The sequence below is a fragment of the Microbacterium commune genome, from assembly GCF_014836945.1.
GTDB classification, from domain to species: domain Bacteria; phylum Actinomycetota; class Actinomycetes; order Actinomycetales; family Microbacteriaceae; genus Microbacterium; species Microbacterium commune.
In genome coordinates, this window is record NZ_JACSPX010000001.1 from 243556 (window position 1) to 256101 (window position 12546).

Consider the following 12546-nt stretch of genomic DNA (forward strand, 5'->3'; position numbering starts at 1 on the left):
GAAACTCTAGTGCTCGCGCCCCGCCGCCACCGCCACCGGTGCGGACGACTGCGCCCGGTAGGCGAGCAGCACGATCCCGAGCCCGAGCGCGGCGAGCACCGCCCCCACCCACTCCGGTGCGGTGAAGCCGAAGCCGAGCGAGATCGCCGCACCGCCCAGGAACGCCCCCAGGCTGTTTCCGATGTTCAACGCGGAGTGGTTCAGCGCCGCCGCGATCGACTGGTTGTCGCCGGCGACATCCATCAGGCGGGTCTGGATCGCCGGACTCAGCACCGCCGCGATCGCGCCGACGAGCGTGGCGGTGATGATCAGCGCGACCACCGAGAACGCCAGCAGGGCGAGCAGCACGAGCACCGCGGCGAGCGCGGCGAGGCCCCAGACCAGGGTGCGACGCAGGTCGCGGTCGGCCAGGCGCCCGCCCGCCAGGTTGCCGACGGTCATCCCCACCCCGACCAGCACCAGGGTCACCGGAACGACCCACTGCGGAGCGCCGGCGACCTCGGTCACCAGCGGGGAGATGTAGCTGTACACGGCGAAGAATCCGCCGAAGCCGATCGCCCCCATCCCGAGTGTCAGCCAGACCTGCGGCACCCGGAACACGCTCAGCTCCGAGCGCAGCGTCCGGCCGGGGTCTCCCGGGTGCGGGGGCACGAACAGCGCGATGCACACCGCCGCGAGGGCGAACACGCCGGTCACCACGAGGAACGCGGTGCGCCAGCCCCACTGCTGCCCCAGATAGGTGCCCACCGGCACGCCGACGACATTCGCGACGGTCAGCCCGGTGAGGATGAACGCGACGCCCTGGGCGCGCTTGCCGGGGCCGAGCACGTCGGCCGCGACGAGCGCGCCGATGCCGAAGTACGCCCCGTGCGGCAGCCCGGCGAGCAGTCTCGAGGCGCCGACCAGTCCGAAGCCCGGCAGCACCACGGTGAGCGCGTTGCCGAGGGTCAGCGCGATCGCGAGCACCAGCATCACCCGGTGCCGCGGGAAGCGCGCCACGGCTCCGGCGATGGTGGGCGCGCCGATCACGACGCCGAGCGCGTACAGCGAGATGAGCACACCGCTCTGACCGATCGCCTGCTCGCTGCTCACCGCCCAGAGGTCGGGCAGCAGGTCTTCGGCGATCTCGGGCAGCAGGCCCATCATGACGAATTCGGTCATGCCGATGCCGAAGCTGCCGACGGCGAGGGAGAGGAGCGCCCTCATCGCCGCCCCCCTCGAGAGATTCGAGGGAGTCACCCGCCCATGTTACCGGCCGGTCGCCTCAGGGTCGGCCGATGCGTCGATGGCCCTCTCGAGGCGCTCGATCTTGGCATCCAGCTCGCCGCTGTAGCCGGGACGGATGTCGGCTTTGAGCACGAGCGAGACGCGGGATCCGAACGGCATCACGGCCTCGGTGGCCCTCTTGACCACGTCCATCACCGAGTCCCAGTCGGGTCCTTCGATCTCCGTGAACATGCTGGTGGTGCGGTGCGCGAGACCGGACTCGCGCACCACCTGCACCGCGGCCGCGACGGCGTCGTGCACCGAGTCACCCGATCGGGCGTCGCCGGAAGGGGCGACGGAGAATGCGACGAGCATGGTTCCTCCTGTTGTTGCGTGGTCGAACACGTCAGCGACGCGCGGTAGGCGTCTGCAGCACCGCACGCACGGCCACGATGAGCGTCACCACGAGCATGGCATTGCGAACGCTCAGCAGCAGCACCGGCACGGGGTGCGCGGCGAGCAGGCCGTCGTAGGTGAGCGGGTAGATGCAGAACGTCAGGGCGCACAGCAGCAGCACGAGGGCGGTCGCCGTGTGCGCGCGCTGGCGGTCGAAGACGATCCACAGCATCGCGGGAGCGATGAGCCAGGTGGTGAACTGCGGCGAGCCCACCCTGTTGGTGACGATCAGTGCGGCGATGAGGGCGAGCGCGAGCGGGGGAAGCAGGCGCGGCCACGCGGCACCTCGACGCGCGCGAAGAGCCCCGAGCGCCAGGATGCCGATCACGGCGACCACCATCGCCGGCGTCGTCGCGGCGGCGACGGCGGCCGCCCCCGTCGCCTCGATCTGGAACGTGAGGATGTCGAAGCTGTACTCGATGCGCGCCTCGCCGGCGACCGCCGCCCAGAGGAAGGGCGTCGCGGCGACCGCCTCGATCTGCAGCCCCCGGCCGGTCTGGGCGGTGATGAATCCGAGCAGCCGCTCGCCGGCCCCCAGGGTCAGCAGTGCCGCGGCGATGGCGGCGGAGACCGCGACCGCGGTGACCGCGAGCTGCAGACCGCGCCGGCCGGCGGCGATCGCCGCGACCAGCAGCGCACCAGGCCAGATCTTGATCCACGCGCCGACGGCGAGGGCGGCCGCACCCAGACGCGGGTGCGAGACCAGCCACAGTCCCCCCGCCAGGGCGAGCGGCACGGTGATCGCATCGATCCGGTACATCGCGATCGGGCCGAGCAGCAGCATCGCAGCGACCCAGAACCACGCGGCCGAGCGACGGCCGGAACCTCCGCCGCGAAGCAGCACGACGAGACCGAGCGCGTCGCACGCGGTCACCAGCAGCGCCCAGCCCACCAGATACGCCCCCGGCGCCCCCAGCAGCGGGATGAACGGCAGCGCGGGCAGATGGGCGGCCAGCATCGGCAGCAGCGCCAGCTGCGGGTACACCCAGCTCTCGGTGATGCCCACGATCGCGTCGCCGTCGAGCGCGGCCTGCGACCACGGCTGGTAGACGAGCACCACATCTCCCATGGGCTGGCTCGGCAGCAGCCATCCGGCCGCCGCGACCCCCGCGTGCACGAGGAGGAACGCCGCCCACACCGCCCAGGGTCGCGACGTCACCTCTGCGGCCCCGGTGTCATGACAGCAGCTCGCCGATGGCGCCGGGCAGCGCTTCGGCGACGTCGAGCGCGACGATCGGATGCCCGGCCGCCCGACCCCCTGCCGATGATCCGCCCGCGACTCCGGATGCCCGTGCCGCCGCGCGCCCGTGCAGCCAGACGGCAGCCGCCGCCGACACCGCCAGGGTGCGGGCGGGATCGGCGGCGATGAGCGCGCCGATGACACCGCCCAGCACATCGCCGGAACCGGCGGTGGAGAGCCACGCCGGGGCGTCGCCGATGACGATCGGCTCGCCGTCGGGACCGGCGATCACGGTCCGGGAGCCCTTGAGCAGCACGGTCGCACCGAGCCGCGATGCCGTCTCGACCACCCCCGCGACGCGGGCGTCCTCGGTGGCGAGGTCGACGTCCTCGAGTCCGAGCCCGGCGCGCAGCCGCCGGAACTCGCCGGCGTGCGGTGTGAGCACCATCGGGGCGGTCGCGTGTGCAGCCAGATCCAGCGCGCCCGCGTCGACGACCACCGCGACATCACCGCGCAGGATCTCCTCCAGCGCCGTGCGCTCGCGCTCGTCGCGGTGCTCGGCGTCCGTCCCGGAGCCGATCACCCATGCGCCCACCCGCGTCCGTCCGGCCTCATCCCTGGCGACGGTCTCGGGCCGCCGGGCCAGCACGGCATCGCGCGCGCCGCCGGTGTACAGCACGTACCCCGCCCCGGCCCGCCAGGCCGCCTCGACCCCGAGCACGGCGGCGCCGGGGTACGACGCGGAGCCGGTGCGCAGGCCCACCACACCGCGCGAGTACTTGTCGTCGTCAGCGGTCGGCACGCGCAGCAGCTCGCTGGTGTCGGCTCTGGTCCACTCCCGCAGCATGAACACCACGGTAGCGCGCCCTGCCCCCGCGTCCTGGCGTTAGCGTCGTGGTGTGACCACACTTCCCACTCCCCTGCTCTTCACGCCCCTGACCATCCGCTCCCTCACCCTGCCCAACCGGCTGTGGGTGTCGCCGATGTGCATGTACAGCGCCGTCGACGGCGTGCCGCAGGACTGGCATCGCACGCACCTGGCGCAGTTCGCGTCCGGCGGCGCCGGGCTGATCGTCGCAGAGGCGACCGGCGTGGTTCCCGAAGGACGCATCTCGCCGCGCGACACCGGCATCTGGAACGACGAGCAGCGCGACGCCTGGGCCCTCGTCGTCGACGATGTCCACGAGCGCGGCGGTCTGATCGGCATCCAGCTCGCCCACGCCGGGCGGATGGCCTCGACCTGGTGGCCGTGGGCCGACCAGCACGGCACCGTGCCGGTCGCCGACGGCGGCTGGCCCACGGTCGCCCCCTCCGCCATCGCGTTCGACGGGTACGCCCCTCCGGCGGCTCTGGACGCGGCCGGCATCGACCGGATCGTCGACGCGTTCGCGGACGCCGCCGGACGCGCCCTGGATGCCGGATTCGACGCGCTCGAGGTGCACGGCGCGCACGGCTACCTGCTGCACGAGTTCCTCTCGCCGCTGTCGAACGTGCGCGACGACGAGTACGGCGGCCCGCTCGAGAACCGCGCCCGCCTGCTGCTGCGCATCGTCGAGCGGGTGCGCACGGTCGCCGGCGCCGCGACACCGGTCTTCGTGCGACTCTCGGCCACCGACTACGCCGAGGGCGGGTTCACTCCCGAGCAGGCCGCGCAGGTGGCCGTCTGGGCGATGGACGCCGGTGCCGACCTCGTCGACGTGTCGAGCGGCGGCATCGTCGCGCGACCGCGGATCGACTACCGCCCCGGCTTCCAGGTGCCGTTCGCGGAGACCGTGCGCGCGGGAGGCCGCGTGCCCACCGCCGCCGTCGGGCTGATCACCAGCGGCGAGCAGGCCGAGCAGGTCCTTGCCTCGGGCGCCGCCGATGCGATCTTCGCGGGCCGGGAGTGGCTGCGCGATCCGCACTTCGGGCTGCGCGCCGCCCACGAGCTGGGCGCCGAGGTGCCCTGGCCGCCGCAGTACCGGCGAGCGCACTGGCGCTGAACGTCGCACGCCGGCCCCGGCAGGGATGACCTGCCGGGGCCGGCGCGTGTCAGGCTCGGATCAGCGTCCGTGACCGCGGCGAGTCGCGTCCTGCACCTCGCCGACGAGCTCCTCTAGGATGTCCTCGAGGAAGAGCACCGCGGTGGTCGCGCCCGAGCGGTCGCGCACCTTGGCGAGGTGACGCCCGGCTCGGCGCATCGAGGCGAGGGCGTCCTCGAGGTCGGTCTCCTCCTGCACCGGCAGCATGTGGTGGATGCGCTTGGCCGGCAGCGGCTGGGAGATCTTCTCGTCTGGCTCGGGCCCCTCCGCCGCGCGAAGCACGTCCTTCAGGTGCACGTAGCCGATCGGCGTCTGCTCGTCGTCGACGATCACGTAGCGCGAGAAGCCGTAGCGCGCGACCGCCCGCTCGACGTCCTCCGGGGTGGCCGTCTCGGGCAGCGTGATGAGGTCGGCGAGCGGCACGGCGATGTCGCGTGCCTTCTTGTCGGTGAACTCCACGGCCGCGGCGACGGCGCCCGACGAGTCGGTGAGCACGCCCTCGCGCCGCGAGCGGTCGACGATCGTCGCGACCTCCTCGAGCGTGAACGTCGAGGCCGCCTCGTTCTTCGGCTCGACGCCGAACAGGCGCAGCACGCCGTTCGCGATGCCGTTCAGCGCCCAGATGATGTGGCGGAACACGCGCGACACCCAGACCAGCGGGGGCGCGAGCATGAGCACGGCGCGGTCGGGGATCGAGAAGGCGAGGTTCTTCGGCACCATCTCGCCGAACACGACGTGCAGGAACGACACGAGCGCGAGCGTGATCACGAAGGCGCTCACGGAGATCACCGCCGGATCCCAGCCGAGGGCGTGCATCGGCACCTCGAGGAGGTGATGGATCGCCGGCTCCGACACGTTCAGGATCAGCAGCGAGCAGATCGTGATGCCCAGCTGCGAGGTGGCGAGCATGAGCGTGGCATGCTCCATCGCGTACAGCGCGGTCTTCGCCGCCCTGGACCCGCGTTCGGCGAGCGGCTCGATCTGCGAGCGGCGCGCGGAAATGACGGCGAACTCGCCGCCGACGAAGAAGGCGTTCGCCGCGAGCAGCACGACGAGCCATACCAGTCCTGCCCAGTCGCTCATCGCTCCTCCTCCATCGCGTCCGCGGCCGGGTCGGCGGTGTAGCGGACGCGGTCGATGCGCCGGCCGTCCATCCGCACGACGCGCAGCACGCCGGTGTCGATCCGCACCTCGTCATCGATCACCGGGAGCCTCTCGAGCAGGCTCATCATGTAGCCGGCGACGGTGTCGTAGACCTCGCCCTCGGGGACCTCGATCCCCGTGCGCGAGCGCAGCTCGTCCGGACGCAGCTCACCGGGGAACGTGATCGAGTCGACGCGGCGCACGATGCCCGCGCGGGAACGGTCGTGCTCGTCGGACACCTCGCCGACGATCTCCTCGATGAGGTCCTCGAGCGTGACGATCCCGGCGGTGCCGCCGTACTCGTCGACCACGACGGCCATCTGGTACCCCTTGGTGCGCAGCTCGGCGACCAGCACGTCCAGGTGCACGGTCTCGGGCACCCGCAGCGGCTCGGTGCTCAGCGCGCCCACGGGGACCTCGGCGCGCTTCTCGCGCGGCACCGACACCGCGGCCTTCACGTGCACGACACCGGTGATGTCGTCGAGGTCGTCGTCGTACACCGGGAAGCGGCTGTGGCCCGTGCGCCTGGCGAGGCGGATCACGTCGTCAGCCGAGTCGCCCACCGAGATGGCGTGCATGCTCGGCCGCGGCGTCATGATGTCGTCGGCGGTGAGGCGGGCGAAGTTCAGGCTCCGATCGAGCAGCGTCGCGGTGTCCTTCTCGAGCACCCCCTGGCTCGCGGAGCGGCGCACCAGCGAGGAGAGCTCCTCGGCGCTCCGTGATCCCGAGAGCTCCTCCTTCGGCTCGATGCCGATGCTGCGCAGCACCCCGTTCGCGCTGCCGTTGAGCAGCACGATGGCGGGCTTGAAGACGGCCGTGAACGCCGTCTGGAACGGGATCACCAGCTTCGCCGTGGCCAGCGGCAGCGCGAGCGCGAAGTTCTTCGGCACGAGCTCGCCCAGGATCATCGAGAGGAAGGTCGCGATGAGCATCGCCACCGTCACCGAAACGGGCGTCGCCACGGCATCCGGGATGCCCCACGCGTCGAGAAGCGGCGCGAGCAGCTTCGAGATGGCGGGCTCCATCGTGTATCCGGTCAGGAGGGTGGTCAGCGTGATGCCCAGCTGCGCTGACGACAGATGGGTCGACGTGATCTTCAGTGCGCGGATCGTCAGGCTGAGGCGGGATTCACCCCTCGCCTGACGTGCTTCGAGCTCCGCCCGGTCGAGGTTGACCAGAGCGAACTCGCTGGCGACGAAGAGGCCCGTCCCCACGATGAGCAGCAGCCCCACGCCCAACAGCAGGAATTCCATCAGCTGTGTCCCTCGAGGAGCGGGCAGTGGGGCGGTGTACTGCAAGAAGGAGGGTCGTCCATAGTTCGCCCGATCTTACAGAATGCGGCTGTGCCGGATGGGGCGAAACGGTCAGCGGCGCGGGCGATTCGGAATCCGTTTGGCGTTAGGCTTGATGACTGTTACGCAAGTGCGACCCTGGCGCTGCATTCGGCGACGGGTGGCACGAGAGCTTCAGCGACGAAAGAGGGCGATAGAGCGTGTCGAACCAGGTGACCGGCGTCGGTGGCGACGGGGGGTTCGGAGCCAACTCCTGGCTCGTGGATGAGCTCTACGAGCAGTTCCAGAAGGACCGCAACTCGGTCGACAAGGAGTGGTGGCCGATCCTCGAGCAGTACACGCCGGATGCCGCGGCTCAGCCTGCCGGCGATGCGCCGGCGGAACCCGTGCACCCCGTCACCGCTCCCATCCCCGTGATCGGCGCTCAGCCGGTCGCGCGGACGACGGCGAAGCCCGCCAAGCAGGCGCCGATCCCCGCTCAGGCGCCCAAGCGCGAGGCGAAGGACGAGGCGCCCGCCGAGGAGGAGCGCGTCACGCCGCTGCGCGGCATGCCGAAGACCCTCGCAGCCAACATGGACCAGTCGCTGTCGGTGCCGACGGCGACGAGCGTGCGCACGATCCCCGCGAAGCTGATGATCGACAACCGCATCGTCATCAACAACCACATGGCACGCACCCGCGGCGGCAAGGTCAGCTTCACCCACCTCATCGGATGGGCGCTGATCCGCACGCTCAAGGAGTTCCCGAGCCAGAACGTGTTCTACGCCGAGGTCGACGGCAAGCCGTCGGTCGTGGCGCCCGCGCACGTCAACCTCGGCATCGCCGTCGACATCCCCAAGCCCGACGGCACCCGCGCCCTGCTCGTGCCGAGCATCAAGCGCGCCGACACCATGACCTTCGGCGAGTACCTGTCGGCCTACGAGGATCTCATCGCCCGCGCCCGCAGTAACAAGCTGACCGCCGCCGACTTCGCCGGCACCACGGTTTCGCTGACCAACCCGGGCGGCATCGGCACGGTGCACTCCGTGCCCCGTCTGATGAAGGGCCAGGGCTGCATCATCGGCGCCGGCGCCCTCGACTACCCGGCCGAGTTCCAGGGCTCGAGCCAGCGCACGCTCACCGAGCTGGGCATCGGCAAGACCATCACGCTCACCAGCACCTACGACCACCGCGTCATCCAGGGTGCCGGCTCCGGCGAGTTCCTCAAGAAGGTGCACGAGCTGCTGATCGGCGAGCGCAGCTTCTACGAGGACATCTTCGCGTCGCTGCGCATCCCCTACCAGCCGATCCGCTGGAACGCCGACATCGCCGTCGACCTGGCGGAGCGCGTCGACAAGCAGTCGCGCGTGCAGGAGCTGATCAACTCCTACCGGGTGCGCGGTCACCTGATGGCCGACATCGACCCGCTCGAGTACGTGCAGCGCTCGCACCCCGACCTCGAGATCGAGAGCCACGGGCTCACCTTCTGGGACCTGGACCGCGAGTTCGTGACCGGCGGCTTCGGCGGCCGGCGCGTGATGAAGCTGCGTGACATCCTCGGCGTGCTGCGCGACTCGTACTGCCGCACCCTCGGCATCGAGTACATGCACATCCAGGATCCCGAGCAGCGCCGGTGGTTCCAGGAGAAGCTCGAGGTCAAGTACGTCAAGCCGAACCACGACGAGCAGCTGCGCGTGCTGCGCAAGCTCAACGAGGCCGAGGCCTTCGAGACGTTCCTGCAGACGAAGTTCGTCGGGCAGAAGCGCTTCTCGCTCGAGGGCGGCGAGTCGCTGATCCCGCTGCTCGACGAGATCCTGCAGGGTGCGGCGAACGCCGGCCTCGACGGCGCGGCCATCGGCATGGCGCACCGCGGCCGCCTCAACGTGCTCACCAACATCGCCGGCAAGACGTACGGCCAGGTCTTCCGCGAGTTCGAGGGATCGCTGACGCCCGGCAACCAGCGCGGCTCGGGCGATGTCAAGTACCACCTCGGCACCGAGGGCACGTTCGTCGCCGAGGACGGTGCCGAGCTGCCCGTCTACCTCGCCGCCAACCCGTCGCACCTCGAGACCGTCGACGGCGTGCTCGAGGGCATCGTGCGTGCGAAGCAGGACCGCAAGCCGATCGGCACCTTCGCCTGGCTGCCGATCCTCGTGCACGGCGACGCGGCCTTCGCCGGTCAGGGCGTGGTGGTCGAGACCCTGCAGATGTCGCAGCTGCGCGGCTACCGCACGGGCGGCACCGTGCACATCGTGGTCAACAACCAGGTCGGCTTCACCACCCTGCCGACGGACTCGCGCACGTCGGTGTACGCCACCGACGTGGCGAAGACCATCCAGGCTCCGGTGTTCCACGTGAACGGCGACGACCCCGAGTCGGTCATCCACGTCGCGCGGCTGGCGTTCGAGTACCGCGAGCGCTTCCACCGCGACGTCGTCATCGACCTGGTCTGCTACCGCCGCCGCGGTCACAACGAGGGCGACGACCCGTCGATGACGCAGCCGCTGATGACCGACCTCATCCAGGCCAAGCGGTCGGTGCGCAAGCTGTACACCGACGGCCTCGTCGGCCGTGGCGACATCACCGAGGAGGAGTACGACCAGGCCAAGGCGGACTTCCAGAACCGCCTCGAGATCGCCTTCGCCGAGACGCACGCCGCCGAGACCGGAGCGACGCCGATCGCTCCCGACCTGCCGCCGGTCGATGCGCAGGTGGGCGCTCCCGATGTCACCGGCGTGCCGCTCGAGGTGGTGCACCTGATCGGAGACGCGCACGCGAACAAGCCGGACGGCTTCACCGTCCACTCCAAGCTGCAGCAGCAGCTCGACAAGCGTGTGACGATGAGCCGTGAGGGCGGCATCGACTGGGGCTTCGGCGAGCTGCTGGCCTTCGGATCGCTGCTGGTCGAGGGAACGCCCGTGCGTCTCGCCGGACAGGATTCCCGCCGTGGCACGTTCGTGCAGCGGCACGCGGTGCTGCACGACCGGCGCAACGGACAGGAGTGGCTGCCACTGGCCAACCTGTCCGACAGCCAGGGCCGCTTCTTCGTCTACGACTCGCTGCTCAGCGAGTACGCCGCGCTCGGGTTCGAGTACGGCTACTCGGTCGAGAACCCCGACGCACTCGTGCTGTGGGAGGCGCAGTTCGGCGACTTCGCGAACGGCGCCCAGTCGGTCATCGACGAGTACATCTCGGCCGCCGAGCAGAAGTGGGGCCAGCAGTCCAGCGTGGTCATGCTGCTGCCGCACGGGTACGAGGGTCAGGGCCCCGACCACTCCTCCGCACGGATGGAGCGCTTCCTGCAGCTGTGCGCGCAGGAGAACATGTACGTCGCGCGCCCGTCGACGCCCGCGTCGTACTTCCACCTGCTGCGCCGCCAGGCGTACGCCCGTCCGCGCAAGCCGCTGATCGTCTTCACCCCGAAGGCGATGCTGCGTCTTCGCGGCGCGACCAGCGAGGTCGAGGACTTCACCGCCGGCCGCTTCGAGCCGGTGATCGACGACGACCGCGGTCTCGACCGCAGCGCCGTCACGCGCGTGCTCGTGCACTCCGGCAAGATCCACTGGGATCTGCGCAGCGAGCTCGAGAAGAACCCGAACCCCGAGATCGCGCTGGTGCGGCTGGAGCAGCTGTACCCGACGCCGATCGACGAGCTGAAGGCGATCACCGACTCGTACCCGAACGCCGAGCTGGTCTGGGTTCAGGACGAGCCCGAGAACCAGGGTGCCTGGCCGTTCCTGGCGCTGCAGTTCGCCGAGGTGCCCGGCCCCCGCCCGTTCCACGCGGTGACGCGTCCGGCTGCGGCGTCGCCGGCCACCGGCTCGTCGAAGGTGCACGCCACCGAGCAGGTCGCCCTGCTGAAGACGGCGCTGACGGTCGGCTGACGCGCGAGCGGATGCGGAAGGCCGCAGCTCTCCTCGGAGGGCTGCGGCCTTTCCCGTCTTTTGCTGCCGGTCAGTACCAGATGCCGAGCAGGACCGCCGGGGCGGTCAGGAACGCACGCGAGAGCGCGCTCAGCGCGTCGCCGTCGCCGTGCACCCGGCCGGCTGCGGCGAGCTGTGACGCGGACACTCCCCCGGCGTAGATCGTCGAGAGCTCGACGACGCCGAGCGTGACGTCCGGCGAGGCCGACGTCGCGGCGATCCGGCACCGGCCGCTCTCGTCGATCCTGATCCGCCAGTCGCCGGCAGCGAACCCGAGCGGGTCCTCGACGCGCAGCACGATGTCGAGCGGCGCGCTGTAGGTGCGTGCGCCGAGCGCGGCCTCGATGTCGAGCACCCGCAGCCACCCGTGGTCGTGCACCTCGGCGGTGACCGCCCTCTGGTCCGCCACCAGCCACGGCAGCGGGTCGTCGAGGGGACGCAGGTCGACGCGGGCCGTGGTGACCAGATCGTGCTGCACGACGAAGCGCCAGATCGCGCGCAGCGCCTCGTCGGAGGCCGTGATGATCGAGCGGATCCGCATCTCCGAGCGGAACCCGCCCGGAAGCTCGGCGAGGGTGTACGCCATGGCGCCCTGCACGGCGCCGTCCGCATCGATGAACCGCACACCGCGCACGGCGGCGGCCTCCTTGTCCCCCGCAGCGAGGCCCGCCATGCGCTGCCACCTCCCGCGCCACCCCGCGATCTGCCCGGAGCGGTGCGAGCGCGATGCCTCGTGCAGCCGCTCGAGATCGTCGGCGAGGGTCTGCTTGTCGGCGTAGACGAGGCGCCCCGCCGATGCCTCCCCGCCGGCCCAGCCGGCGCGTGCCGTGTCGAGGGTGAACCGCATCACGGGCACCGCGGGGCCGAACCCGTATCGGCCGTAGATCGTCGCCTCGGATGCGGTGAGCCCGGCGACCGGCGCACCGGCCCGCGCGGCCGCTCGCAGCTCGCCCTCGAGCAGGTCTCGCGCGATGCCTCGTCGACGATGGGTGCCCGCCACGGTCACCGAGCTGATCGCCCACATGTCGACCTCCCCACCGGGGAGGGTGAGCGGTGTCACCCAGCTGTTGACCGTCGCGATCGGCCAGGTTCCGGCCGCCGGATCGTAGACGCCGATGTTGCGCCGTGCGCGCATCGTCTCCCGCGCCTGCGCCAGCTCGGCGTCGGTGGGATCCTCATCGAGGAAGCCACGCGAGTCGGCGCGGAGGAAGCCCTCCGCGTCGGCGTCCACCGCCATGTCGGCGATGCGATAGTCCAGGCCCCTCTCGCGCAGGCGGCGCTGCGAATCCGGGTCGACGGAGATGATGGTCTCTTCCGGTGCGGTCATCCACCCAGCCTAGAGGGAC

The 12546-nt window shown here is 71.0% G+C and carries 9 protein-coding genes; 2 read left to right on the plus strand and 7 right to left on the minus strand.

Annotated features, from left to right (window positions below; all coding sequences use genetic code 11):
* Positions 1–6: 6 nt before the first annotated feature.
* Genes H9633_RS01230 through H9633_RS01245 form a run of 4 tightly spaced genes read right to left on the minus strand, consistent with a single transcriptional unit; the run spans position 7 to position 3689 of the window.
* Entirely contained in the window at positions 7–1206 is a 1200-nt protein-coding gene (locus H9633_RS01230) for an MFS transporter (protein WP_191711805.1), read from the minus strand.
* Between the two features lie 42 nt (positions 1207–1248).
* Positions 1249–1581, minus strand: a complete 333-nt coding sequence (locus H9633_RS01235; RefSeq protein WP_191711806.1) for a thiamine-binding protein — start codon at positions 1579–1581, stop codon at positions 1249–1251.
* Between the two features lie 31 nt (positions 1582–1612).
* Positions 1613–2821 carry a hypothetical protein gene (locus tag H9633_RS01240; protein WP_191711807.1) on the minus strand — a complete coding sequence of 403 codons (1209 nt, stop codon included), beginning with the start codon at positions 2819–2821 and terminating at the stop codon, positions 1613–1615.
* A gap of 16 nt (positions 2822–2837) precedes the next feature.
* The gene (locus tag H9633_RS01245) at positions 2838–3689 is read right to left on the minus strand and encodes an ADP-dependent NAD(P)H-hydrate dehydratase (RefSeq protein ID WP_191711808.1); all 852 of its coding nucleotides are present in this window, start codon (positions 3687–3689) and stop codon (positions 2838–2840) included.
* Between the two features lie 52 nt (positions 3690–3741).
* On the opposite strand from H9633_RS01245, the gene H9633_RS01250 reads away from it, so the two are divergent.
* On the plus strand, positions 3742–4824 hold the full coding sequence (locus H9633_RS01250; RefSeq protein ID WP_191711809.1) for an NADH:flavin oxidoreductase/NADH oxidase: 1083 nt from the start codon (positions 3742–3744) through the stop codon (positions 4822–4824).
* 60 nt (positions 4825–4884) lie between these two features.
* Here the strand turns inward: H9633_RS01250 and H9633_RS01255 are convergent, their stop codons facing one another.
* Both H9633_RS01255 and H9633_RS01260 read right to left on the minus strand, forming a co-directional pair.
* Positions 4885–5946 carry a hemolysin family protein gene (locus tag H9633_RS01255; protein ID WP_191711810.1) on the minus strand — a complete coding sequence of 354 codons (1062 nt, stop codon included), beginning with the start codon at positions 5944–5946 and terminating at the stop codon, positions 4885–4887.
* Positions 5943–7259 (minus strand): hemolysin family protein, encoded by a 1317-nt coding sequence (locus tag H9633_RS01260; protein WP_071641434.1) that lies wholly within the window; start codon positions 7257–7259, stop codon positions 5943–5945. Before H9633_RS01260 ends, H9633_RS01255 begins: the two co-directional genes overlap by 4 nt.
* 239 nt (positions 7260–7498) lie before the next feature.
* Here H9633_RS01260 and H9633_RS01265 point away from each other — a divergent pair, with 239 nt between their 5' ends.
* On the plus strand, positions 7499–11161 hold the full coding sequence (locus tag H9633_RS01265) for a multifunctional oxoglutarate decarboxylase/oxoglutarate dehydrogenase thiamine pyrophosphate-binding subunit/dihydrolipoyllysine-residue succinyltransferase subunit (RefSeq protein WP_191711811.1): 3663 nt from the start codon (positions 7499–7501) through the stop codon (positions 11159–11161).
* Between the two features lie 70 nt (positions 11162–11231).
* On the opposite strand, the gene H9633_RS01270 is transcribed toward H9633_RS01265, so the two are convergent.
* The gene (locus H9633_RS01270) at positions 11232–12527 is read right to left on the minus strand and encodes a GNAT family N-acetyltransferase (protein WP_191711812.1); all 1296 of its coding nucleotides are present in this window, start codon (positions 12525–12527) and stop codon (positions 11232–11234) included.
* Positions 12528–12546: the final 19 nt, after the last annotated feature.